Genomic DNA, 24,547 nt, shown 5'->3' on the forward strand with positions numbered 1-24,547 from the left:
CGCACATCCCTTGGACAATACGGCCGGTTCAAGCATTCAATTCATATCAAGCCGGGAATTGCTCCCGAAATTCGTTATTCGCCGCCAGCGTCGCCGTCATCGCCAGAATCGGGACCACCATTCTGCAGGAAGCGGTCGGCGATCAGGCCGGCGTTCTGGCGCAGAGACAGTTCGATCTCGCGAGCGAGATCCGGGTTGTCGCGCAGGAAGATTTTCGCGTTCTCGCGGCCCTGGCCGAGGCGCTGGCTGTTGTAGGAGAACCAGGCACCCGACTTCTCGACGATGCCGGCCTTGACGCCGAGGTCGACCAGCTCGCCGGTCTTGGAAACGCCTTCACCGTACATGATGTCGAACTCGACCTGCTTGAAGGGAGGGGCCATCTTGTTCTTGACGACCTTGACGCGGGTCTGGTTGCCGATCACCTCCTCGCGCTCCTTGACGGCGCCGATGCGGCGAATGTCAAGGCGAACCGAGGCATAGAACTTCAGTGCATTACCACCGGTCGTCGTTTCCGGCGAGCCGAACATGACGCCGATCTTCATGCGAATCTGGTTGATGAAGATCACCATGCAGTTGGACTTCGAGATCGAAGCCGTCAGCTTGCGCAGCGCCTGGCTCATCAAACGGGCCTGCAGGCCCGGCAGGCTGTCGCCCATCTCGCCTTCGATTTCGGCACGCGGCGTCAGGGCCGCAACGGAGTCGACGACGAGAACGTCGATCGCGCCGGAGCGCACCAGCGTATCGGTGATTTCAAGCGCCTGTTCGCCGGTATCGGGCTGCGAGATCAACAGGTTCTGCAAGTCGACGCCGAGCTTGCGGGCATAGACCGGATCGAGCGCATGTTCCGCGTCCACGAAGGCGCAGATGCCGCCCTTCTTCTGCGCTTCTGCAATGGTCTGCAGCGCCAGCGTCGTCTTACCCGAGCTTTCCGGCCCGTAGATTTCGATGATGCGCCCCTTCGGCAAGCCGCCAATGCCAAGCGCGATATCGAGGCTCAGAGAGCCGGTGGAAACCGTTTCGATTTCGACCACGTTCTCGTTAGAGCCGAGCTTCATGATCGAGCCCTTGCCGAACGACCGCTCAATTTGAGAGAGTGCCGCTTCAAGTGCCTTGCTTTTATCCACCGATTTGTCCTCTACAAGCCGCAAAGAATTCTGAGACATTCGATCCACCTTTAGGTTATTGAAGCCGCTCTAGCAATGTCGCCGCTGATGAGAATTGTGTACTCGATTTGTTCTCATATCGCAAGAGCACAACAAGCGATTGAAAGAAAAAGGTAAAATGAATTCTGTTCTATTTTTGTTTTCTTCTTTCTTCCCAGGCACTTACATGTCCGAAACGGTGAATTGCGAGATGTTTGCGGCTCGCTCGATTCGCCTTTTCGGCTGCTGAGGATAACCCTATGGCGAAAAAGATTCTCGTTCTTGGTGGCGCCCATATCGATCGTCGCGGCCGCATCTTCGGCGACACGGCACCCGGCGCCAGCAACCCCGGAGCATGGTTCGAGGAGCCCGGCGGCGGCGGCTTCAATGCCGCCCGAAATCTTGCCCGCCTTGGCTTCGACGTAAAGCTGATTTCTCCACGCGGCGGCGACCCCTCTGGCGAGATGGTAGCGGAAGCCGCCAGCCATGCGGGCATCGATGACAAGCCCTTCGTCTTCCTCGATCGCAAGACCCCGAGCTATACGGCGATCCTCGAGAATGACGGCAATCTCGTCATCGCGCTCGCCGATATGGAGCTCTACAAGCTGTTCGTTCCCAGACGCTTGGCGATTCGTGCCGTTCGCGACGCGTTCGAAGAGACAGACCTTATTCTTTGTGACGCCAATCTGCCTGCTGAGACCTTGGCGGCGATTGCGGCAAGGGCAGCCTTTTGCGGCAAGCCGGTCGCGGCCATCGCCATCTCACCGGCCAAAGTCGTGCGGCTAAAGCCGAGTCTCGCCGGCATCGGCCATCTGTTTCTCAATGAGGCCGAAGCTGCCGCACTAACCGAAATCCGTCCGGAAGACCCGCGCGAATGGGTAAGCGCATTGCACGCGCTCGGCCTGCGCAACGGCGTCATCACCCGCGGCAAGCGCCCGCTGATTGCCTTCTCACCGGATACCGTCGTCAGCCTGCAGCCGCCTGTGGTCGAGGATGTGGCCGATGTCACCGGAGCGGGAGATTCACTTGCCTCGGGCGTTCTCTCCGCTTTGCTCGCCGGCCACGATCTCGCGGAAGCCGTCCGCCATGGCGCCGCGGCAGCCGCGATCACCGTGCAATCCCCCTTTGCCACGGCGGAAAATCTCTCTCCCGAGCTGCTAAAGACGATGCTGGCCCTTGTTCCCACGGCCGAAATTCTGTCATGAAGCCTGTTCATAACGCGTATAATGTTTCAGTGAATTGGAAACGACAATGACCCAGCCTATCTCGCCACTGCTTCCGATCTCCTATTCAAAGGAAGTCGCCGCCGCAAAGCTGCGTGGCGCACCGCTCGTGGCACTGGAATCGACGATCATCACCCATGGCATGCCCTATCCCGGCAATATCGAGATGGCGCGTAGTGTCGAGGCAATCATCCGGCAGGAGGGCGCAGTCCCGGCGACGATCGCTGTCATCCACGGCACCCTGCATATCGGCCTCGAGCCGGAAGAGCTGGAAACCCTCGCCAAGACGCAAGGCGCGATGAAGGTCTCGCGTGCCGATATCGCCTTTGCGATTGCCGAGCGCCGCACCGGCGCAACCACCGTTGCCGCCACGATGATTGCGGCCGCTCGCGCCGGCATCAAGGTGTTTGCCACCGGCGGCATCGGCGGCGTGCATCGTGGCGCCGAAGAAAGCTTCGATATTTCGGCCGACCTTGAAGAACTGTCCCGCACCGGCGTCATCGTCGTCTGCGCCGGCGCCAAGGCGATCCTCGATATTCCAAAGACGCTCGAAGTGCTGGAAACCCGCGGCGTACCAGTCGTCACCTACGACAGCACTGAGTTCCCGGCCTTCTGGTCGCGCTCCTCCGGCCTGACGAGCCCGCTGACGCTGAACAGCCCGGCTGCGATCGCCAACTTCCAGACGACGCGTGAGCAGCTCGGCATCGATGGCGGCATGCTGATCGCCAATCCGGTTCCGGAAGCCGACGAGATCCCGCGCGAGGAAATGGAAATCTATATCGAGCGCGCCCTCGACAGCGCCGAGCGGGATGAAATCACCGGCAAGGCAGTCACGCCGTATCTGCTCAGCACGATCTTCGACATCACCGAGGGCCGCAGCCTCAAGACCAACATCGCGCTTGTCGAAAACAATGCGCGCCTGGCCGCAGAAATCGCTGTCGCTTTGGCGGAATAATCAGAGCCGCAATTAAGAGAACGGCTGGGCGCTTCAAAAGATCGCCCGGCCGTTCTTTTTTGTTTCAAGCCAGGGAGGACAGGCCCAGGGCAGATCGCAGCTCCGTAAGCGTTGCCTCCGTCCGCTCCCTCGCCTTTCGCGTGCCCTCACGCACGATCCCCATCACGTAATCCGGCTCGGCGGCGTAACGCGCACGGCGCTCGCGGATCGGTGCGAGCAGCGATTGCAGGACTTCCTCCAGATGTCTCTTCAGGGTGACGTCGCCAAGGCCGCCACGGCGGTAATGTGCCTTCATCTCATCGACCAGCTGCCTATCCTCACAGAAGGCATCGAGATAGGTGAAGACGACATTTCCTTCCACCTGGCCGGGATCGCTGACGCGCAGGTGATCTGGATCGGTATACATCCGCCGCACCGCATCGCTTATTTCACCCGGCGATGCCGAGAGCGGAATGGCATTGCCCTGCGATTTGCTCATCTTCGCCTCGCCGTCGACACCAGGCAGGCGCCCTACCTTCGGCACCATGGCAGCAGCTTCTACAAGGATGTCTCGTCCGATCTGCCGATTGAGACGGCGAACGATCTCGTTGGTCTGCTCGATCAACGGCGCCTGGTCCTCCCCGACCGGAACGACCGTCGCCTTGAAGGCGGTGATGTCGGCAGCCTGCGCGACCGGATAGCAGAGAAAACCGGCCGGCACGTCTCGCTCGAAACCGCGCAGCTGGATTTCCGTCTTGATCGTCGGATTGCGCTCCAGGCGACTGACCGTGACGAAATTCAGATAGAGCAGCGTCAGCTCCGCCAGCGCCGGCAAGGCTGATTGCACGCAGATCGTCGTCAGCGACGGGTCGATGCCAACAGCGAGATAGTCCGTTGCGACTTCAAGGACGTTGCGGCGTACTTTCTGGGGATCATGGGCATTGTCGGTCAGCGCCTGTGTATCCGCCAAAAGCAGGAATTGCTGGTGGCTATGCTGAAGCACGACACGGCTCTTCAGCGAGCCGACATAATGGCCGAGATGGAGCGGACCGGTGGTCCGGTCGCCCGTCAGGATGACGGGGCGAGTATTGGTATCGGAATGCATTTTTTAGCTCCGCAAAAGGAGCCGCCGCAATCGGGAAGGGAAAACGGAAATGGACCAATGCCTGCCGGATCACGGCGGCAGGGTCGATTTCAAGACATGACGACTGCCGCTCCTAGAAGGAGCGCCACCACATACGGTAAATGGGTTTGGCAAGGTCGATCATGCGCAGGCTGATAGCATCTTTGTGCTGCAATCGGCAACAAGAGAGGTGAAAATCGCCCCTCACCTGTACGCCCTTGCGCAATACGCGTCAGTTCTTGTCCAGCGTCTCGCGCACGACTACGGCAAGTTGCTTCAGCGAGAACGGCTTCGGCAGGAAGCCGAATTGCGCATCGGCCGGCAGATTTCGGGCAAAGGCGTCCTCGGCATAGCCGGAGACGAAGATGAACTTCAGATCCGGATATTTCTTGCGCAGCTCGCGGAGCAGCGACGGACCGTCCATTTCAGGCATGACGACGTCAGATACGACGACATCGACCTGTCCGTCGAGCTCCTCCATGATGTCGAGCGCCTCAACCCCGGAGCCGGCCTCGTGGACGGTGTAACCACGCGTCTCGAGCATGCGCTTGCCGCCGCGACGCACCGCTTCCTCGTCCTCGACGAGCAGCACCACGGCGGACTTGCCGGTCAGGTCCGCCGGCTCTTCCGTGGAGGCGGCCAGACCGACGCTCTGGTCCATGAGCGCGACGTCACGGCTTTCCGGCGCTTTCGCTTCCGTCACGGCAGGCATTTCGACGATGTGGCGGGGCAGGAAGATGCGGAAGGTCGTTCCCTTGCCCACTTCCGATTCCGGCTGGATGTAGCCGCCGGATTGCTTGATGATGCCGTAGACCATCGCAAGACCGAGGCCGGTGCCCTTGCCCACTTCCTTGGTCGTGAAGAACGGCTCAAAGATCTTGTCCATGATCTCCGGCGCAATGCCGGTGCCGGTGTCGCTGACCTCGACGAGAACCATGTCCTCATGCGGCAGATAAGGATAGTTGAAGGCGCTGACATCGGACGCAAGCAGATTGCGGGTGCGCAACGTCAGCGTACCGCCGCCGGGCATGGCGTCGCGGGCATTGACGCACAAGTTGATGAGCACCTGCTCGAACTGCGAGAGGTCGGTTTTGACAGGCCAGAGATCGCGGCCATAGTCGACATCGAGCTTGACGTGCGTGCCGGACAGAAGCCGGTCCACCAGCATGCGCAGATCGCCGATCACATCGGTTAGATTGAGAACCGTCGGTCGCATGGTCTGCTTGCGCGAGAAGGCGAGCAGCTGCCGCACCAGCACGGCGGCGCGATTGGCATTGCGCTTGATTTCCATCAGATCCGCGAAGCTGGCGTCTGACGGCCGCGCCTGCAGCAGCAGATGGTCGGACGAGAGCAGGATCGCGGTCAGAACGTTGTTGAAGTCATGCGCGATGCCGCCTGCGAGCGTACCGACGGCATTGAGCTTCTGCGTCTGCGCCATCTGCGTCTCGAGCGCCTTCTGCTCGGTCACCTCGACGGCATAGACGATGGCGGCCTCTTCCGGCGCCTCGTCGGTCTGGTCGATGACGGCATTGATATAGAAGCGGAAATGCCGCGTGTCGTCCTTCGGATTGCGGGAGTCGATCGGCGGAATGTCGCCCTGTCGATCCTTGGCGGCCGCCAGGGCCTGATGCAGGCTAGGCCTGTCGCTTTCATTAACGATGGTCTCAAGAGCAGCGCCGCGCTCGATATCGTCGCGGGATACCAGTTCCGAGAAGAGTTTCAGGAAGGGTGCATTCGTCCGCAGAATGCGACCGTTGCCGTCAACAGAAGCGATCGCCATCGGCGTATTGTTGAAGAAACGGCTGAAACGCATTGCGGCTGCGGAAGCCGATTGCTCCGTGTCTGCCCCGTTCTGCCGGGTCAGGACGATGGTGCGGCTCTCACCGGGAGCGCCGTCGCGCATCGATGTTACGCTGTGAACGATCTGCACCGGCAGGCTCTGGCCGTTGGCGCGGCGCAGATCGAGATCGAGCGTGACCGTCTTCTTTAAACCAGGCTCCGCCTGAACGGACTGGATCAGCGCCAGCCCCTCGCCGGCCACCAGATCGCCGATCGTCATCGAGCCGGGAACGAATTTTGTGAGATCAAAGCCCAGCCATTCCGCGAGCGTCGCATTGAGATAGAAAATCTCGCCCTTGCGCCCGGCGGAAAAGAAGCCGGCCGGCGCATGGTCGAGATAATCGATCGCGTTCTGCAATTCCTTGAAGAATCGCTCCTGATCATCGCGCTCGGAGGTGATGTCGGTGATCTGCCAAATATGCAGCGTTTTGTTGCTATCCTGTTCCGCCGACAGCACCCGCGCTTTCAGGCGATACCAATGGGCTCCCTGACCGATCCCGTTGAAGGGACCGAGCGGCTTCAACAACCGGAACTCCTCCGATCCCTCCTTGCCATCGCGCAAGCCATTCGCGAGCCGGTAGAGAGCCTCGTTGGACTCACGGTTTCGCGACAGCAGCATCTCCAGCGACTGTACTTCCGTCGCCTTGGTCGCACCGGTCAGGCGGCCATAGGCAGCGTTGGCATAGACGATGCGGCCCTTCTCGTCGGTGATGAGCGTCCCGTCGGGGTGGCTGTTGAGGAAGGAGCGCGCCAGGCTGTCCGACTGCGGCTGCGGCATGACCTCGACGAAACCGATGATCGAGGAGACCAGGAAGAATATGCCGACCATGGCAAGAATGCCGAGGCCGCCGAGGACGGCTTCATTATCAAGCTGGCTCTTGAAGATGACAAAGGCCGCCGCGGCAGCGACGAGAACCAGCGCAAGCAGAATGATGCGCAGCACAGTTCCCGAACGAACTCCGCGATCCACCAGCGGCACGCTATACTCGTCGGACGGACGCTGCTTCGTCATAAACCCCTCTTGTCAGCCGTTCTCCTCGCGACATGTCATACACGTTGGGGTCGCCGGAGTCGGACCTTTCGAATCTTCTTTATCAATTTGCGTCATCCGCAAAAAGCTTTGCCGGGCCAGAAAGGCTTGAATTCACAAGCAATAGAATATGACAGCCTGCAATCGCATCTTGTCTCCGGCGCAATCCTGTTCATATGATCGCCGTATAGAAGGGTCATGGTCAAAGCTTTACCCGCCGCAGTTGCGCCTACTGCATAATTCCTTAATTCGGAATCGATTTAAGGATAAAATTATGCGGTAGATTTAAAGTACTACAGCGACCTTTGCGCGTCACATGTGACGCGCGGCGCTGTAGACCGCGACATCGGGGACAATTACGGAGTATCTCGACATGTTGGACGATATCGCCGGAGCCTATGGCAGCCGTTTCTTTCTTGCAGCTGGCGGAGTTGGCATTGCCCTGCTCGTGCTGATCGGCATTTTGTGGATCATGCGCAACCGCGCTCCTTCTCCCTTCGTGCGCGGCGGCAAGAACCGCCAGCCTCGCCTGCAGGTGCTGGACGCCGCCGCCGTCGATGCCCGCCGCCGTCTCGTGCTCGTGCGACGCGATGGGATCGAGCATCTGATCATGATCGGCGGCCCGACAGACATCGTCATCGAATCTGGCATTTCCGATGCCACGCGGGCTGGAAGCGCCGCGACGCCGGTCGAGATCCCCATGGTATTTGAAGAGCGGCAACAGCCGCAGCAGAAGGCGGCGGCTGTGGAAGCACCTCCAGCAGCGCTTCCGCAGCGCCAGCAATCGGCCGAGGACAAGATCGAAGCCTATTTGCGCAATGAGCCCCGCCTTGCACCTGTGGCGGAACCCGATCCGGTGCCGCAGGTGGCCGAACGCCCACAACCCGCCGCTGTCAAGCCGCCGCAACCGACCCCTCAGCCCGCTCCGTCGATCAGCGAGGCCGAAGCAGCCGACATACTGGATGCTGCTCGCCACGTCGTCCTGCCGCAGCAGCAGCCTGCTCCCGCGCGCCCGGCGGCAGTCGAACCCACCCTCGCACCGACGACTCCTGCTGCCGAACCCGATAATGATTTCCAGCGTATACTGGAAGCTGAAATGTCGAAGAACCTGACCGCCGAACGGATCATTCCGAACGCGCCGGCACCACGGCAGGTGCAGCAGCAACCGAATGCTGCAGCATCCCCAATCCCAACCCCAATCCCTAGCCCGGCAAAACGTGTCGAACCCGAACTTGCTCCGATGACGGGAGCCGACAGCGCTCTTCAGAAAGAAGTCGCTCGCATCTTCGGTGAAATGAGCGTCAGCCGCGACAAATAGGATGCGGCTTCTCAAACGCTGGAATCGAAAAAGGCACGACGGATATCTCCGTCGTGCCTTTGTTCCATGAGCTCGGCCGAAACCGAACCACCGTCACTCGTCGCGATAAACCTTCTCGCGGCGCTCGTGACGTTCCTGTGCTTCGATCGACAAGGTAGCGATCGGACGAGCGTCCAGACGCTTCAAGCCGATCGGCTCGCCGGTTTCCTCGCAATAGCCGTAGGTACCATCTTCAATACGCTGCAAGGCGGCATCGATCTTGGAAATGAGTTTACGCTGGCGGTCGCGAGCCCGAAGTTCGATGGCTCTGTCGGTTTCCGAAGAAGCCCGATCGGCAAGATCGGGGTGATTTGCGCTTTCTTCTGCCAGATGATCCAGGGTCTCGCGCGCTTCTCTAAGGATATCGTTTTTCCATGCTATCAGCTTCGCTCGAAAATAGGCTCGCTGATTCAGATTCATGAACTCCTCGTCTTCCGAGGGCACATAGTTACTAAGATCGATCTTCTCACTCAACGCGATTCTCCTGAAGAACATCTCATATGGCTGGGGTGTATATCCCAACCAATAGTGCCGATTCAAGCCAAATAGATGCTGTCAACTGATTTTTAAATTTGTCATAAAATTCGGCTAAGGGTCTATTTTTTCATCACTTCTTCCCGTCAGCCCCGATTCTCGGCGCTCGTAACCTTCCCGTGAAGGTGGGGCATTTCGCCTTCGCACGGATCGCCTCGCAGTTGACGACACATGCGAACAGACGCTACCTCATTGGAGAAATCGAGCCTCGGAATTTCGCCATGATCAAAATTTCGCCGCCGCCCTCCAGGATCTATCTTCTGCGCCATGCCGAGGCCCGACAGGCTGCGCCCGGGCAGAAGGATTTCGACCGTCCCCTGAGTGATAATGGCTATGCCGCAGCCGAGATCGTCGCAGAGAAAGCGGTCGACAAGGGCTACAAGCCTGACCTCATCATTTCCTCCACCGCCATGCGCTGTCGCCAGACTGCCGCAGCCATGCGCCGCGCCGTCACGCCCTCGACGGAGTTCCGCTTTGTCGATGCACTCTATAACGGTACGCCCGATATCTACCTGTCGCTCATCTCGGCGCAGACCGACCAGGGCTCGGTCATGCTGGTCGCGCACAATCCGATCATCGAGCTGACGCTCGCCGCGCTGGTCGGACATGAAGCCTTCGCCGATGCTCTCCCACATGGCTTTCCGACGGCCGGCCTTGCTGTGATCGATGCGACACCGTCGGGTTGGACCCTGACGGATTTTGTCACCGAATAGGGATTTCTTCGATATGGGCAGCGACCGCGCTCGCCGGTGATTGCAGACAGATATCCGCTCATCTTTTCGGCGCGAGTTTCGATCCCTATATTCACGGCCACGCTGTCATCCAGGGATCCCGCCTTGCCCCCAAGCCTGACCTCTTTTACCGACGACGCCCTCATCGCCTTTGACAATTTCGCCGATCGCGCCGCCGGCCTCGTCAATCCGACAGTTCGTCTGGGCGTTACGGGCCTCTCCCGTTCGGGCAAGACCGTCTTCATCTCCTCGCTGGTGCATAATCTCCTGAATGGTGGCCGTCTGCCACTGTTCGAGCCCGTGCAGTCCGGTCGCGTTTCGGCTGTCCGCCTCGAACCGCAGCCGGATGACGCCGTGCCGCGCTTTCAATACGAAGATCATATCCGCGCGTTGGTCAAAGACCGCATCTGGCCGGATTCGACGCGGGCGATCTCCGAGCTACGCATCACGCTGGATTATCAAAGCGCCAGCGGCTGGAACCGCCTGTTCTCACCCGGGCGCCTCTCCATCGATATCGTCGATTATCCCGGCGAATGGCTGCTCGACCTGCCATTGCTCGCCAAGGATTTCCGCACCTTCAGCGAGGAAACGCTTGCGCTGGCAAACACCGGCATTCGCGCCGAGCTTTCACGTCACTGGGTGGCGATGACCGAGGAAGCCGACATCGCTGAAACCGCGGATGAAATGAAGGCACGTGACCTCGCCACCGCCTTTGCCGATTACCTCAAAGCCTGCAAATCCGACGAGCGCTCGCTCTCGACTTTGCCACCCGGCCGCTTCCTCCTGCCGGGCGATCTCGATGGCTCGCCCGCCCTCACCTTTGCACCGCTGAAGCTTCCGGCCGAAGGCAGCGCGCCGAAAGGGTCGCTATGGGCGATGATGGAGCGCCGCTACGAGGCTTATAAGTCCGTCGTCGTCAAACCCTTCTTTCGCGAACATTTCGCCCGCCTCGACCGGCAGATCGTTCTCGTCGATGCCCTGCAGGCCATCAATCGCGGCCCGGAAGCGGTGCAGGATCTGGAAAGGGCGCTGACGGATGTGCTGGCCTGCTTCCGCCCCGGCACGAATTCGCTCCTCTCCTCCCTGCTCGGCCGCCGCATCGACCGCGTGCTGGTCGCCGCAACCAAGGCTGACCATCTCCACCATGAAAGCCACGACCGGCTGGAAGCATTGACGCGCCGCCTGGTCGAGCGTGCCATCGAGCGCATCGGCATGGCCGGCGCCGGCATCGAGGTCATGGCCATCGCTTCGGTGCGCGCGACACGGGAGGCGACCGTGACCCGCGACGGGCAGACCCTTCCCGTCATCGTTGGCACGCCGATGGACAAGGAAACCATCGCCGGCGAGACATTTGACGGCAATCGCAAGACGGCGGTCTTCCCCGGCGATCTCCCGGAAAACCCGCGCTGGCTGTTCGAAGCCCTTGAATCCAATGGGGCAAAGGTCCATCTGCCCGAGGTGAACGTCGTGCGGTTTCGCCCGCCGGAGCTCGATGAAACCGGTGAAGGGATCAAACTTTCCGTGCCGCATATCCGCCTCGACCGCGCTATGCAGTTCCTGTTCGGAGACCGTCTCGCATGACGAAATCGACCGAAAACGAGCCGAACGGCAACCGCCGCCCCGCCGCCTTCATGCTGGAACCGGAGCTGTCTGGCAAAGGGTCGAACAACAAGGCCGCGCCACCGGTGGTGCGTAAACCGCAAAGCTTCGATACCGACGTCGTGCTCACGCCCGATGCGGAAGACCCATTCATCAATCCGGCCCTCGGCGCTGATTCGGATGCAAATGCCATTGCCAAGCCCCGTCGCAAGGGATTCTCCTTCGGCAAGGTGGCACTCAGCGCGCTTGGCATCCTGGTGTCGCTCGCCTTCGGCCTCTGGACGGATCAGCTCATCCGCGATCTGTTCAGCCGGGCCGATTGGCTCGGCTATACCGCCCTTGCCGTCGTCGCCGTCGGCATACTTGCCGTGCTTGCCATCGTGATCCGCGAGACGGCCGGCATGATGCGGCTCGCAGCCGTCCAGACCATCAAGGCCGAGGCGGAAGCAGCCGTCCTGGAGACCCGCCCGGCCCGCGCCAAGGCCCTGGTCAAGCGCCTCTGCGCGATCCTGGAAGTAAATCCTGACACGGCCAGAGGCCGCGCAACCCTGAAGGCGGCGGAAGACGACATTATCGACCCGCCACAGCTGATCGACCTTGCTGAACGCGAACTGCTCGGCCCGCTCGACCGACGTGCCCGCGCATTGATTCTCGGTGCCTCGAAGCGGGTTTCAGTCGTAACTGCCGTCAGTCCCCGCGCCCTCGTCGATATTCTCTATGTTCTTTACGAAGCCGCGAAATTGGTTCGTGCCATGGCGGAGCTCTATGGCGGCAGGCCCGGCACGCTCGGCATGGTCAGGCTGATGCGCGATGTGATCGCCCACCTCGCCGTCACCGGCTCCATCGCCGTCGGTGACAGCATCGTCCAGCAATTGATCGGCCACGGACTAGCGTCGAAACTGTCAGCCCGCCTCGGCGAAGGCGTCGTCAACGGCATGATGACAGCAAGGATCGGAATAGCCGCGATGGATCTCTGTCGGCCGCTGCCCTTCAAGGCACTCAAGCGACCGGGCATCGCCGATTTCGCCGGCGACCTCACGCCCAGCGTCACCGGTCGCAACCCGGCGTGATGACCTGCAAATTAGGGACTTCAGCACGTCCGGAAACCAAGCATTAACCATTCTAGGGCAAAAGTGACAACCAGTTTCACGGTTTCGCCTCGCTAGGGAATGTCCATGTTTTCGCGTCGAATTCTTCTTGTAAGCAGCCTTGCCGCCGCAGCCATCTCCACCGGCGTCTGGACGCAATCAGCTGACGCGGCACCCCGCGACAAGGCCTTCTTCCAGTCGATCTCGGGCACATGGAGCGGTCCCGGCGAGATCGTTGCCGGCAAGTACAAAGGCACGAAGTTCACCTGCAGTCTCACGGGCAAGCCGTCTGACGGCGGCAGCGCCGGCGTCAAGCTCGACGGTACCTGCCGCGTTGGCGTCTTCCAGCAGCCGATGTCGGCAGAAATCACGCAGAGTGGCGGTTCCTATAGCGGAAAGTTCCTCGATGGCGCAGCCGGCAAGGGTCTCGATGTCACATCGGGCACCGTCAACGACAACACCGTCGTTCTCGGCTTGAACCGCCAGAAACTGAACGGCGCCATGATCGCCCGCGTTCCGGACAGCAAGTCGATGAACGTCACCATCTCGGTGAAGGTCGGCGAACAGATGGTGCCCGTCATCGGCGTCACGCTGAAGCGCGCCGACGTCGACCAGATGGCGGTCGGCTCGATCCAGTAAGCATCGGACAATAGTTCATAAAGAGAAAGGCCGGCAATTTCGCCGGCCTTTCTCTTTATATAATCATATCGTCCAGTTCAGGCCGACCGCCACCAGTCACGGCTTTCATCCGCGACCTCGATGCCTTCGACGTCGACATCGTGCAACCAGTCGCTGATCGTACGGCCGTTCACGATGAGGTCGGCAGCAAAATCGGCAAGCGGCATCAGCACGAAACCACGCTCGACCATTCGCGGATGCGGAATGGTAAGCAACGGCTCGGCCTGTTCCAGATCCCCATAGATCAGCATGTCGATATCGATCGTCCGCGGCCCCCAGCGCTCGATCCGCACCCGCTTCATCTGCCGCTCTATGTCGAGGCACACATCGAGCAGCGCTTCCGGGGTGAGCGTCGTATCGACGGCAGCACAGGAATTGTAGAAGAAGGACTGGTCCGTCTTGCCCCAGGGCGGCGTGCGATAAAGCCGCGACACCGAGACCACCTGACAATCGGCGCGCCCGTCCAGCGTGCGCAAGGCCAGCGCCATGGCACGGACCGGGTTGTCCAGATTGCCACCCAAACCGAGCGCCGTCCGCACGGCTACACCTTCAGGCAAAATGCTCAATGCTCACCTGCACATAATCGAGAACGCCCGGAACCGGGGCATTGGGCTTGCGTACCGTGATTTTGGCGCGGCGGATACTCGGAAAACGACGGCATAGCTCCTTCGCCACATCGAGCGCCAGCGCCTCGATCAGGTAGCGTCGGCGCCCGGTTACGATTTCCTCGATGACGCTGAATGCGATGCCGTAATTGACAGTGTCGTCGATCGAATCGCGCTCCAGCGCATCGCCAGCCTCGACATCGAGTTCAGCATCGACGAAGAAGCGCTGGCCGAGGAACTCCTCCTCATCATGCACGCCATGCCGGGCAAAGAAGGCGCAATTCTGCAGAGTAATGGTGTATGTCACAGCGCTCATGGCGTCTCTCCGTTTCGAACAGGCGCGATCGGGTCCGAAAACCGCTCCCTGGATTCGAGCATTATGCTTTAAGTCTCGCGCGCGTCCTCAGAATAGCATCCGCAACCGCCAGCGCGTCCCTGTTGATTGCGACATTGTGTACGCGGAATATCGCAGCCCCCTGCAGTCGCAGGATCGCGCTGGTTGCCGCAGTGCCGACATCCCGGTCAGCCGCTTCGCGCCCCGTTATAGTGCCGACGAACCGCTTGCGCGAGGTGCCGACCAGCAGGGGCAGCTCGAAGCGCAGCAGAGCATTGAAACGCGCCATCAGCTCCAGATTTTCCTCGGCATTCTCCTTGGCAAAGCCAAAACCTGGATCGAGCACGATCGTCTGCCTGTCGACGCCGGCCGCGGCGGCAATCTCCAGCGAGCGATTGAGAAAGAAAAGCTGATCGTCGATCACGTCAGGCAGCTTCTGCCGGTCACGTCCCGTATGCATGATGCACAGACCGGCGCCCGTTTGCGCCGCCACGGCAGCGATATCAGGCTCGCGCTGCAGACCGAAGACGTCGTTGACGATATGCGCGCCGGCCCCGATCGCCAGCCGCGCCGTGTCGGCGCGATAGGTATCGACCGAGATCAGCGCGTCGGTCTTACCGCGCAAGGCCTCGATGACGGGCAACACCCGACCCTGCTCCTCGCTGGCATTGACGGCGGCGGCACCTGGCTTGGTCGATTCGCCACCGATATCGATGATGGCAGCCCCGTCCTCAATGCAAACCAGCGCATGGGCAACGGCCGCATCCACGGCCTCATAGTGACCGCCATCTGAAAAGGAATCCGGCGTCACATTGACGATAGCCATGATGACGCTCTGACCGCCGACATCGATGCTGCGGCCATGCGCGACATGCCAGGTTTGGCTGCGAAGCTCCGTCACGAACCGTCCCATCCCATTGAAAAGGAAAAAACCTCGCGCTTGATATTGCGCTCACAGTGGCTATGCCGCAAGGTTCACAGAAGTTCAACATGGTAGCGACACGAATGCCGCTTGCATCCCATAAGTTCAGTCTTTCATGTGCGTTGCTGCTCGCGTTCTGCATACACGATGTGGCCAACGCCGAAGTCATTGCCCGCAAATCCATTTCCTATTTCGACATCAAGGGCAGTACCGCCGACGAGCTCGATGCTGCCCTGAACCAGCGTGGACCGCTGGCGATCGGCTCCAGTAGCCACCATCCCGGTGCGACGAAGATTCGCTTCGGCGGCAATGCGACCTATAGCGAAGCAAACGGGCGTTGCTATATCTCCGGCGTCAAGGTTACGGTTGATACGGAAATCATTCTGCCGCGCTGGCGTGACCGGCGGCATGCCAGCAAGCAGCTTTCCATGATCTGGGATACCTTGGCCGCCGATATCCGGCGCCATGAGGACCGGCATGTCGAAATCGCCCGTCAGCATGCGCGGCAGATAGAAAGGCAGATCCTGTCTCTGCCATCCGCCAGCAATTGCGATGCGCTTCAGGAAAAGGCAAACGAGGTGACGTCGCGGGAAACCGAGCGACACGATGCCGATCAGGCACGCTTCGACCGCATCGAAGCGATCAATTTCACGAGCCGGATGCAGAGGCTGCTCTACTACCGCAGCCGCCAAGGTACCCAGCAGTAACCTGTCGAAGAACTACCTTCGGCGCAAAAGGCAATGAAGAAGAGCCAACTGTGGGAAATCAGCCACTATATCCTGTGAATCGTTCGATCTCGTCGCTCTTTGAACTTTACGAGAATCTGAAATAGGTTTTTCCTATCAATTACAGAGACAAACGCACTGGTTGATTCGAAGAAGACCGGGCGGATGTCGCAAAAGGATCGATTTTGAGTACCTGCGTTGGCGGGTTTCTTCGCTCTTCGGCGCAGTCAGGGTTTGTTTTTCAAAGCATGCGCTAAGTGTTCTCCTGGCGCGTCCTGAAGCTGCAGGTGTTTCCTCCCTTGCCTGCAGTGATGCGCCCGCCTCGCCTCGCTCGCTGCACCAGCTGAGCGGGGCTTCTTTTTTGGGCATTTGGCTTTCAGCCGGATTATCGCAACGCATCGAGTGGCGGCGTCCGCGTGAGGCCTGGCATCAGGCCTGGCGTTCCGGCACATGAACGACAAGACCGTCCAGTGCGCTCTTCATCTTGATCTGACAGGAGAGCCGCGAGTTCGGGCGGACGTCGAAGGCGAAGTCGAGCATATCTTCTTCCATGGCTTCCGGGCCGCCGACCCTTTCGGTCCATTCCTCGTCGACATAGACATGACAGGTGGCACAGGCGCATGCACCGCCGCATTCCGCTTCGATCCCTGGAACGGAGTTGCGCACGGCATTTTCCATTACCGTGGAGCCCTCGTCGACATTGAGGTCAAAGCGCGTGCCGTCGAAGGCGACGATGGTCAATTTGGTCATGTGGGTGAATTCCGAATTGCGTGAATGAAGGACGATCGGAATTTTACTTCCAACAAATCGTTGGGGCAGTCAACATTTGCGCCGCCGAAACGGTTTGTCCCGTCTGGCGGCGCAAGAATGCACATCATTGATCTTCGAGCGGATCAGCTCAGCGCGAAAGCTTCAAAATGAAGTTTTCGGCCTCGATGACGCTGGTTGTGACCGCTGCCATGTGAGCGGCGTCGCCGATATTGCTTTCGAGCGCTCCAGCCGCATCAGCGACGCGGAAAGCGCCAACGGCGCTCGCAGCGCCCTTCAGCTTGTGTGATGCCGCCTCCACGCGCTTCGGATCGCCGCTGCCGATCTCCTGCAAGCAGGAACGGGCCTGCCTGGCGAACATCTGCAGCACCTCGACCTCCAGCGCCTTATCGCCCATCGTCTGCTTGCCGAGATGGACGAGATCGATCGCCCGCTCCCGAGACGGGGCCGCGCCCCGCGAATTGTCCGGAGATTCAAATGCGATGTTCAAAGCTGCCATGTGCCAATGCTCCCGTCATTTATCTATGACTGTTTTAGGGACCTGCCGCATAGTTGCGGCCCGGGCATGGCCATCCAGTTAAATTTTGGCACATTCAGGGCCGAAAACTCCAGACATGGTTAACGTGCGTTAAACATGCTCAAAATCTTGGGTTTTCATGGCGTTGAACGGGTAAATAGGGTTAATGACACCTTAATGATCCACTGGCTTTAAGGTGGAATTAATTGTCATGACTGGGGGAATGTGTCACTACGATACTAGTAAATTGGGTAGATGGCACATGCCTTTGCCCCGGAAGTGGATGATGGTAATGTTTTCATAACATCCGTTTGAAAAACCAGTTATCCACTCTGAATGTAATGGGAAATCCAAGCTCGATCTTGATCGGAGGCGGAAGACCCTACGGGAGGCAGGGTTCGTCTTTTCCGGACACGGCGGAATTACCGGAAAAGACACGGCAAGCCCGAGTGAGTTGTAACGAGGCGTAACCGCATGGCGAACAAAAAGTACATCGAGTCGGTCGAGGACAAGGCCTTTCAGGCATTGGACGAAGCTCTGCAGATCGATTTCAGTGACGAGAGCTTGGAGTCCCGCAGCGGCACTACGCCCGATGTCCCGGAGCGAAATGTGTCTGAACCGCCGAAACAGCCGATAAAGCAGACCAGGGATGATGCCGCCCACAAGAATGGCGCCGCGCGCAGCACCGCTGCCCCTGCTACGCCGCCCCGCCCCGTCGAGGCGCCAAAGAACCCGAACCTTGCAGCCGCCAATGACGGCAGCCGGGCGAGTTCCGCAAGCATATTGAGGGCGCTCGACGGCGCCTCGCAAAGCCACGCCGTGCGAAACGCCACGATCTTCTCGCTGTTCTGGATCATCGGCGGCGCCGGCCTCGCCTTCATGCTTTACGGCACCCAGATCCGAAACATCCATTCGATCGCGGATCTCGCGGCCCTTCCGGGCGTCATCGCCTGCATCGTTGGCATCATCGTTCCGGTGCTGCTCTTCTACGCTTTCGGCATGATGATCTCGCGTGCGCACGACATGCGCAATGCTGCCCGCTCCATGGCAGAAGTCGCCCTGCGCCTCGTCGAGCCGGAAACCGTCGCTTCCGAGCGCATCATGACGGTCGGTCAGGCCGTGCGCCGCGAAGTCTCGGCGATGAACGAAGGCATCGAACGCACCATTGCACGCGCCACTGAGCTCGAAACACTCGTTCATACCGAAGTCAATGCGCTGGAGCGCAGCTACGCCGACAACGAATTGCGCGTGCGCAGCCTGGTCCACGAACTGGGTACCGAGCGTGACGCCATCGTCAATCACGCCGAGCGGATCCGCTCGTCGATTTCAGGCGTGCACGATCAGATCAAGGAAGACCTGTCGCTGGCGACCGAAGAAATCGCCGTGCGCCTCTCCACCTCCGGCGAAGCCTTCGCATCGATGATCGATACGCGTGCCGCCGCCCTGATGGAGAAGTCGGATTCGGCTGTTCAAGCCCTCGGGACCCTGCTTTCCGCCAAGACCGACAGCCTGCTGCAAAATCTGAACGCTTCGGGCCTCGCTCTCAGCCATGAATTCGATACCCGGCTGGAATCCCTATCGTCGACCCTCACCGAACGCGGCAACGCGCTGCTCGGCCAGTTCGAAACCCGCGCCTCGACACTCGATGCGAACACCGAAAAGCTGAACTCCGCACTGAATGAACGTGCACGCCAGCTCAACGAGACGCTGGTCGCCCGCACGCGAGAAATCAGCGAGAGCCTCACCGGCGGCGAGCGGTCCATTACGGGCACGCTCGACAATGTTCTGTCCCGCCTCAACACTGCACTCGACGAAAAGGGCGCGAGCTTCCGTCAGAGCCTGCAATCGACGGCCGATGATGCCATCATGGATATCGACCTGCGTTCCGGCTTCTTCGACGAGCGCTTCCAGTCGACGATCGCACAACTTTCGACGACCTTCGACGAACGCGTATCGGAGTTCACCTCGGCCTTCGACAAGCGCGCCGGCACCCTGGACACCAAGCTCTCGGAGAGCCTCACCCGCATCAACCAGTCGCTCGGCAGCAATTCGGATGCGCTGGAAGGCATCTTGACCTCCAGCATCGAGCGCCTGGGTTCACACCTCACCGACCAGTCCTTCGCTCTGGCAACGACGCTGGCAACCGGCCAGGAAGTGCTGGAAAGTGCGATCGGTTCCAAGGCGAACGAGATCACCTCCGCGCTTCAGAACGCAACGACGGGCATTTCTTCCGCCCTGACTTCGGGCACGAGCGAACTCAACACCACGCTCGCCTCTCATGCCGGCGCCTTCACCTCTGCCGTGCAGGGTGTCACGCGCGACGTCTCCGCTGCCCTGCAAAGCGGCACGGAAGAACTGACCTCGGCCTTCACCGGCCGCGCCAACGACATCAACAACACGCTTTCCGCCCGCACCAGCGAGATCACGCAGGCCCTGGGTTCCGCTCATGAGCGCGTCGATGCCGTGATGGCCGCCCGCAGCAACGCCTTGTTCGGCGCCCTGGCGGAAAACCAGTCCCGTTTCGAGCAGACGCTTGCCGAGCGTTCGGAAGCGATTACAAGCGCTGTCAGCGGCTCCCACGAACATCTGACCGCCGCCCTCGACGAGCGCACGTCGATGCTGGCCATTTCGCTGGCTGAAAGCCAGCTCCGCCTCGAAAACACGCTGGCGAGCCGCTCTGACGCCATCAATAGCGCCATGGCCGATACCCACAGCAAGCTGGCCGACACGCTCGACGACAAGACGATGGCACTTGCCATCGCGCTTTCCGAAAGCCAATCCCGCCTGGAAGACACAGTTTCCGGTCATGCCGAACACGTTGCCGGAACGCTGGATGCCAAGACCAAGGAACTTGCGCGCGCGCTCGCCGAGGGTCAGGCTCGTCTCGAAAGCACTGTCTCCGGCCATGCCGAAAGCGTCACCAATGCCCTCGACGACAGGACGATGGCGCTCGCTATCGCGCTTTCTGAGAGCCAGGCCCGGCTGGAAGAAACCGTTGCTGGCCACGCCGACCGCGTCACCGATACATTCGAAGGCAAGACCAGTGCCCTCGCCGCCGCGCTGACCTCAGGCCAGTCACGTCTTGAGGAAACCCTCGCCAACCGCGCCGAGGCGATCATCAGGGCATTTGCAGGCAACCACAACGCCTTGACCGAAGCGCTGGACGACAGAACGATGGCACTCGCCATCGCGCTCAGCGAAAGCCAGTCCCGCCTGGAAAGCACCATCGCCGGGCACGCGGAAAGCGTTGCAAGCACTTTGGATGACAAGACGATGGCATTGGCCGTCGCTCTTTCCGAAAGCCAGGCCCGCCTTGAAAACGCCGTTTCCGGCCACGCGGAAAGCGTCGGCGCCACGCTGGACGACAAGACGATGGCACTCGCCATCGCGCTGTCGGAAGCCCAGGCCCGTCTCGAGGATACCGTTTCCGGCCATGCCGAGCGCGTTGCCGATACGCTCGAAGGCAAGACACGGGCACTCTCCGATGCGCTGACCTCCGGCCAGTCGCGCCTCGAAGCAACGCTTGCCAACCGCGCCGAGGCGATCACCAACGCGTTTACCAGCAACCACAATGCACTTGCCGACGCACTGGACGACAAGGCGATGGCGCTTGCGATTTCGCTCTCCGACACCCAGTCGCGGCTTGAGGATACGGTATCAAGCCGTCTTGACGCCCTCTCCGAAACCGTTGCCGGCACCCACGACAGGATCGTCAACAGCCTCGACGACCGGACGATGGCATTGGCTATCGCCCTTTCGGAAAATCATGCGAAGCTCGAAGACACTCTTTCCAGTAGCGCCAAGGCCATTGCCCATACCGTGACCAGCGGTCACGAAGCACTGACCAACACGCTCGACGATAAGAGCATGGCCTTTGCGATCTCGCTCGCCGAAAACCAGAACCGCTTCGAGAGCGCCCTGGAAGAACGCGCCAATGCGCTTCTCGACAGCGTCTCCGGCGCAGAGTCCCGCGTCGCCGGCGCCTTTGGCGACAAGGCTGATGCCATCCGTGCTGCCTATAGCGAAAACCAGGACCGCCTCGATCGCTCGCTCGCTGCCCACACGGACGCTCTCTCCGAAATGCTCGGCAGCAACAGCGATCGCGTCGAGACGGTTCTCGGCAGCACCACCCGCCATCTCGAAAACACGCTCGGCGCCGGTCTGTCGCAGATGGATCAGAACCTTGCTTCTGCCTATGAGCGTATGCGCTCCACGCTGGAAGACCGCAGCAGCGCCATCAATCTGGCCCTGCGCGACGCCCATGAGCAGATCGACAACACGCTGATGGAACAGACGACGGCCATCGGCACCTCGATTGCCACCAGCGCCAGCATGCTTGAAATGTCGCTCGAGGACCGCGAGGCTTCGCTGCGCCAGACCATCGACACCAGCGCAAGGACATTGGAAGAACGCCTGAACAGCGGCGCGGGCGACATTGCCGGCCGTATCCAGCAGGCCGCCGGCGACATCGCGCGTTCGGCCGAAACCTTCTCGTCCAACCTCAACCAGTCGATCGACGGCATGACGAACCGTTTTGCCGAAACCGGCTCGCGGGTCGAGGCCAGCCTGTCGGCTCTCGAAAATCGCATCAACGAAGGTGTCACCGGCGTTGCCGCACAGGTCGATGCGGCCGGCAACCGCCTCTCCGATACGCTGGCGAGCGGCGCGGCAAAGATCGACGACAGCGGCAGCCAGGCATCGGCCCGCATCGAAGAGCGCCTTTCAACCATGGATCGCGCTCTCAATGTTGGCCTCGAAGCCGTCAATCGCACGATCGAGGGCAAGGCCGCCAATCTTGCCACCACGCTGCGCACGGCCGTTGCCGATGCCGCGCAGGGCATGGACACGGAAGCCACACGCACCGCCGATCTGCTTGCCAACACCGGTCAGCAGTTTGCCGAAAACCTCGGCAACCACAGCGATGCCTTCGCCCGCGCCATGACCGAGCGCTCCAACGACCTCGTCAATCGCGTCTCGGAAACGCAGAACCGGTTGGCAAGCCAGGCTGCGGCCGTTGCCCAGACCTTCTCGGAGGCCGGCAACGCGATCGTCAACAAGGTCGCCGAAGCCGAGGGCCTCGTCAGCAATCAGGTCAACACGATCTCGCAGGCCCTGTCTTCGGCCGAACAATCGCTGGAAGCCCGTGGTGCCGCCATCCGCAACACGCTTGCCGGCAGCAGCGAGCAGATCGCCTCCACCATGTCTCAGGTCGAGCGTGCGCTCGAGGAGCGCAGCACGGCCATCCGCAGCTCGCTGGAAGAACGCGCCCGTGAAATCGACTCCACGCTTGCCGATGTCGACAAGGCGCTGGAAGCCCGCGGCTCTTCCATCCGCACCTCGCTCGACGAACGCACCCGCGAGCTGAACTCGATGCTCGCAGGACGCTCCACCGAGCTGTCGCGCCTGATCGACGAAAAGGCTCGCCCGATCGTCGATCGCTACGCGGCAACGGGTCAGGAAGCAGCAGCCCTCATCTCGGCGGCAGCCCAGGAGAGCACCGAGCGCCTGCGCGCCGAAAACGCCGCCCTCATCAACGCAATCTCGTCGCGCACCGAGCATGCGGTCAACACGGTCAGCGCTCTCGAAAACAACCTGCTCGCCAGCGTCAATGGCATCATCGCCCGCCTGGCGGACAACAACTCGGCGATCGCCGGCCTGCTGTCCAATGCTGCTACCGAATTCGCAAACGTCGACGACCGCCTGACGGCAACCTCGTCACGCTTCGCGGAATCTGCCGCGAAGGCCGGCGAAATGGTTTCCGCCTCCAGCCGCCTTCTCGAAGGCAAGGTCGACAAGCTGTCCGAGATCACCGGCCAGACCCTGTCGCAGGTCGGCAGCATCGTCGGTCGCTTCGACGATCACTCCAAGGTTCTGTCGCAGGCTTCCCAGCTTCTGGGCGCCGCCCAGTCGAACCTCGTATCGACACTGGAAGAACGCGAAACGGCCCTGCAGAACCTGGCCGTCGGCCTCGTTCAGCGCTCGGAAGAGATCGAGAACACCATGCGCGCCCTCGGCTCGATGGTGGAAACGGCCTTCGACCGCGCAGAACAGCGGTCGAACCAGGTGACCGGCAATCTTCGCCAGAGCGTGCAGTCTTCCTTCGCGGATATTGGTCGTGTTCTCTCGGACGCCGAAAAGCGCGCCGAGGATGCGGCGGAAAATATGCGTGGCGCATTGCATAAGGCTGGCGAAGAAGCGAACCAGGCCGTTGAAAATACATTCGCCAATGCAGAACGCCGTTCCAGCGACCTCACCAATCGGTTGCGTGGCGGCCTGACGGCTTCGCTCTCCCAAGTCGAACAGATGCTGGCCGATGCCGGCAAGACCTCGGATACGGCTGCCCAGCAGCTGCGCGAAACCCTGCGTGTCGCTGTTGATGACGCGATCGGCCGCTTTGCCGGGGCGACGGACGAAATCCGCCGCTCGGCCGGCGATATCCGCCGCGAGCTCGACCTCACCCGCAGCGAACTGAAGCGCGGCGCCTTCGACCTTCCGGAAGAGGCAAAGGAAAGTGCTGCAGCCATGCGTCGCGCCGTTGCCGAGCAGATCAAGGCTCTGCAGGACATCTCGCAGATCGTCGGCCGCTCGACGCAGCAGCTGGAGATTTCCGAGCCGGCAGCCCGTGCTCTGGCCGATGCGCAGCCCGCTCCGCGCCCGCAACCCGCAGCACCTGCCCCGGTCGCCGCCCGGCCACCACAGCCCGCGCCGCAACAGCCGGCTCCACAACAACCGGTCGCTCAGCAACCCATGCAGCGCCCAGCACCGCAGCCGCAGCCGCCTTCGATCGAATCCCTCGGCTTGCGTGGATCGATCCCGGCCGAGCGCCCGGCAGCACAGCCGCAGCGTCCGGCCGAGACGGCAGCCCCTGCACGCCAGGAAGCAGCCGGCGGCGGCTGGATCAGCGACCTGCTGCGTGGCGCTTCGCGTGATGAAAACGCCGGTCTGCAACCCGCACGCCAGGCGACGGCGAAAGCACCGGTGGAACAGGCTCCTGCTCCGGCCGCACGCAACCCGCGCCATGTCGTGGAGTCGCTGAACTCGCTTTCGGTCGATATCGCCCGCGCGATCGATCATGACGCCTCTGTCGACCTGTGGCGCCGTTACCAGCGTGGCGAACGCGACGTGTTCACCCGCCGGCTCTACACGCTCAAGGGCCAGCAGACCTTCGACGAGATCAAGCGTAAATACGACCGCGAGCCGGAATTCCGCACCGCAGTCGATCGCTACATCGCCGATTTCGAAAAGCTGCTTACCGACGTTGCCCGCACCGATCGCGACAAGACGGTCACGCAATCCTATCTCACTTCGGATACCGGCAAGGTCTACACCATGCTGGCCCATGCCGCCGGCCGCCTGAGCTGAGACAGACAGTAAGACAAATAGAAATCCCCGGCCGAA

The 24,547-nt window shown here is 60.9% G+C and carries 18 protein-coding genes; 9 read left to right on the top strand and 9 right to left on the bottom strand.

The window, feature by feature from the left end:
- Positions 1-74: 74 nt before the first annotated feature.
- A complete protein-coding gene (gene recA, locus GA0061100_RS00425; protein WP_075850656.1) occupies positions 75-1,163 on the bottom strand; it encodes a recombinase RecA in 1,089 nt (362 codons plus the stop codon).
- 239 nt (positions 1,164-1,402) lie between these two features.
- Here recA and GA0061100_RS00430 point away from each other — a divergent pair, with 239 nt between their 5' ends.
- Both GA0061100_RS00430 and GA0061100_RS00435 read left to right on the top strand, forming a co-directional pair.
- Entirely contained in the window at positions 1,403-2,347 is a 945-nt protein-coding gene (locus GA0061100_RS00430) for a carbohydrate kinase family protein (protein ID WP_075850657.1), read from the top strand.
- Positions 2,348-2,393: 46 nt separating this feature from the next.
- Positions 2,394-3,320: a pseudouridine-5'-phosphate glycosidase gene (locus tag GA0061100_RS00435; protein WP_075850658.1), complete on the top strand. Its 927-nt coding sequence runs from the start codon at positions 2,394-2,396 to the stop codon at positions 3,318-3,320.
- A gap of 64 nt (positions 3,321-3,384) precedes the next feature.
- Here the strand turns inward: GA0061100_RS00435 and trpS are convergent, their stop codons facing one another.
- Together trpS and cckA are read right to left on the bottom strand one after the other, a co-directional pair.
- Positions 3,385-4,404, bottom strand: coding sequence for a tryptophan--tRNA ligase (trpS, locus tag GA0061100_RS00440; protein WP_075850659.1), 1,020 nt, complete (start codon positions 4,402-4,404; stop codon positions 3,385-3,387).
- Between the two features lie 250 nt (positions 4,405-4,654).
- Positions 4,655-7,273 (bottom strand): cell cycle histidine kinase CckA, encoded by a 2,619-nt coding sequence (gene cckA / locus GA0061100_RS00445; protein WP_075850660.1) that lies wholly within the window; start codon positions 7,271-7,273, stop codon positions 4,655-4,657.
- 391 nt (positions 7,274-7,664) lie between these two features.
- Between cckA and GA0061100_RS00450 the strand changes: the two genes are divergently transcribed.
- The gene (locus GA0061100_RS00450; RefSeq protein ID WP_075850661.1) at positions 7,665-8,609 is read left to right on the top strand and encodes a flagellar biosynthetic protein FliO; all 945 of its coding nucleotides are present in this window, start codon (positions 7,665-7,667) and stop codon (positions 8,607-8,609) included.
- Between the two features lie 93 nt (positions 8,610-8,702).
- Here GA0061100_RS00450 and dksA read toward each other — a convergent pair whose 3' ends face one another.
- Positions 8,703-9,122 (bottom strand): RNA polymerase-binding protein DksA, encoded by a 420-nt coding sequence (gene dksA / locus GA0061100_RS00455; RefSeq protein WP_004109001.1) that lies wholly within the window; start codon positions 9,120-9,122, stop codon positions 8,703-8,705.
- A 281-nt stretch (positions 9,123-9,403) separates the two neighbouring features.
- Here dksA and GA0061100_RS00460 point away from each other — a divergent pair, with 281 nt between their 5' ends.
- From GA0061100_RS00460 to GA0061100_RS00475, 4 genes are all read left to right on the top strand, one after another.
- Entirely contained in the window at positions 9,404-9,895 is a 492-nt protein-coding gene (locus GA0061100_RS00460) for a SixA phosphatase family protein (RefSeq protein WP_075850662.1), read from the top strand.
- Positions 9,896-10,018: 123 nt separating this feature from the next.
- On the top strand, positions 10,019-11,494 hold the full coding sequence (locus tag GA0061100_RS00465) for a YcjX family GTP-binding protein (RefSeq protein ID WP_075851825.1): 1,476 nt from the start codon (positions 10,019-10,021) through the stop codon (positions 11,492-11,494).
- Complete coding sequence (locus GA0061100_RS00470) at positions 11,491-12,582, top strand: YcjF family protein (RefSeq protein WP_075850663.1); 1,092 nt, start codon at positions 11,491-11,493, stop codon at positions 12,580-12,582. The genes GA0061100_RS00465 and GA0061100_RS00470 overlap by 4 nt, the downstream gene beginning before the upstream one ends.
- 105 nt (positions 12,583-12,687) lie before the next feature.
- On the top strand, positions 12,688-13,239 hold the full coding sequence (locus GA0061100_RS00475; RefSeq protein ID WP_075850664.1) for a hypothetical protein: 552 nt from the start codon (positions 12,688-12,690) through the stop codon (positions 13,237-13,239).
- A gap of 77 nt (positions 13,240-13,316) precedes the next feature.
- Here the strand turns inward: GA0061100_RS00475 and folK are convergent, their stop codons facing one another.
- The 3 genes from folK to folP form a co-directional block, all read right to left on the bottom strand.
- Entirely contained in the window at positions 13,317-13,844 is a 528-nt protein-coding gene (gene folK, locus GA0061100_RS00480) for a 2-amino-4-hydroxy-6-hydroxymethyldihydropteridine diphosphokinase (protein WP_425298633.1), read from the bottom strand.
- Entirely contained in the window at positions 13,828-14,199 is a 372-nt protein-coding gene (gene folB, locus GA0061100_RS00485; protein WP_075850666.1) for a dihydroneopterin aldolase, read from the bottom strand. Before folB ends, folK begins: the two co-directional genes overlap by 17 nt.
- Before the next feature lie 61 nt (positions 14,200-14,260).
- Entirely contained in the window at positions 14,261-15,130 is an 870-nt protein-coding gene (folP, locus tag GA0061100_RS00490) for a dihydropteroate synthase (protein WP_075850667.1), read from the bottom strand.
- 92 nt (positions 15,131-15,222) lie between these two features.
- On the opposite strand from folP, the gene GA0061100_RS00495 reads away from it, so the two are divergent.
- Positions 15,223-15,846: a DUF922 domain-containing Zn-dependent protease gene (locus tag GA0061100_RS00495; RefSeq protein WP_075851826.1), complete on the top strand. Its 624-nt coding sequence runs from the start codon at positions 15,223-15,225 to the stop codon at positions 15,844-15,846.
- Positions 15,847-16,293: 447 nt separating this feature from the next.
- On the opposite strand, the gene GA0061100_RS00500 is transcribed toward GA0061100_RS00495, so the two are convergent.
- The gene (locus GA0061100_RS00500; protein WP_075850668.1) at positions 16,294-16,614 is read right to left on the bottom strand and encodes a 2Fe-2S iron-sulfur cluster-binding protein; all 321 of its coding nucleotides are present in this window, start codon (positions 16,612-16,614) and stop codon (positions 16,294-16,296) included.
- Between the two features lie 148 nt (positions 16,615-16,762).
- Positions 16,763-17,131 carry an Hpt domain-containing protein gene (locus tag GA0061100_RS00505; RefSeq protein ID WP_075850669.1) on the bottom strand — a complete coding sequence of 123 codons (369 nt, stop codon included), beginning with the start codon at positions 17,129-17,131 and terminating at the stop codon, positions 16,763-16,765.
- A gap of 492 nt (positions 17,132-17,623) precedes the next feature.
- Between GA0061100_RS00505 and GA0061100_RS00510 the strand changes: the two genes are divergently transcribed.
- Positions 17,624-24,511, top strand: coding sequence for an apolipoprotein A-IV repeat region-like domain-containing protein (locus GA0061100_RS00510; RefSeq protein ID WP_075850670.1), 6,888 nt, complete (start codon positions 17,624-17,626; stop codon positions 24,509-24,511).
- Positions 24,512-24,547: the final 36 nt, after the last annotated feature.

Origin of the sequence: Martinezella hainanensis (assembly GCF_900094555.1) — a bacterium.
Classification (GTDB): Bacteria; Pseudomonadota; Alphaproteobacteria; order Rhizobiales; family Rhizobiaceae; genus Rhizobium; species Rhizobium hainanense.

Excerpts from the sequence above, each read along its gene's own strand:
- trpS (WP_075850659.1), bottom strand. The coding sequence starts at position 4,404 with ATGCATTCCGATACCAATACTCGCCCCGTCATCCTGACGGGCGACCGG.
- cckA (WP_075850660.1), bottom strand. The coding sequence starts at position 7,273 with ATGACGAAGCAGCGTCCGTCCGACGAGTATAGCGTGCCGCTGGTGGAT.
- GA0061100_RS00435 (WP_075850658.1), top strand. The coding sequence starts at position 2,394 with ATGACCCAGCCTATCTCGCCACTGCTTCCGATCTCCTATTCAAAGGAA.
- GA0061100_RS00450 (WP_075850661.1), top strand. The coding sequence starts at position 7,665 with ATGTTGGACGATATCGCCGGAGCCTATGGCAGCCGTTTCTTTCTTGCA.
- GA0061100_RS00475 (WP_075850664.1), top strand. The coding sequence starts at position 12,688 with ATGTTTTCGCGTCGAATTCTTCTTGTAAGCAGCCTTGCCGCCGCAGCC.
- GA0061100_RS00470 (WP_075850663.1), top strand. The coding sequence starts at position 11,491 with ATGACGAAATCGACCGAAAACGAGCCGAACGGCAACCGCCGCCCCGCC.
- GA0061100_RS00510 (WP_075850670.1), top strand. The coding sequence starts at position 17,624 with ATGGCGAACAAAAAGTACATCGAGTCGGTCGAGGACAAGGCCTTTCAG.
- GA0061100_RS00460 (WP_075850662.1), top strand. The coding sequence starts at position 9,404 with ATGATCAAAATTTCGCCGCCGCCCTCCAGGATCTATCTTCTGCGCCAT.
- folB (WP_075850666.1), bottom strand. The coding sequence starts at position 14,199 with ATGAGCGCTGTGACATACACCATTACTCTGCAGAATTGCGCCTTCTTT.
- GA0061100_RS00430 (WP_075850657.1), top strand. The coding sequence starts at position 1,403 with ATGGCGAAAAAGATTCTCGTTCTTGGTGGCGCCCATATCGATCGTCGC.
- recA (WP_075850656.1), bottom strand. The coding sequence starts at position 1,163 with ATGTCTCAGAATTCTTTGCGGCTTGTAGAGGACAAATCGGTGGATAAA.
- GA0061100_RS00495 (WP_075851826.1), top strand. The coding sequence starts at position 15,223 with ATGCCGCTTGCATCCCATAAGTTCAGTCTTTCATGTGCGTTGCTGCTC.
- GA0061100_RS00505 (WP_075850669.1), bottom strand. The coding sequence starts at position 17,131 with ATGGCAGCTTTGAACATCGCATTTGAATCTCCGGACAATTCGCGGGGC.
- folP (WP_075850667.1), bottom strand. The coding sequence starts at position 15,130 with ATGGGACGGTTCGTGACGGAGCTTCGCAGCCAAACCTGGCATGTCGCG.
- GA0061100_RS00500 (WP_075850668.1), bottom strand. The coding sequence starts at position 16,614 with ATGACCAAATTGACCATCGTCGCCTTCGACGGCACGCGCTTTGACCTC.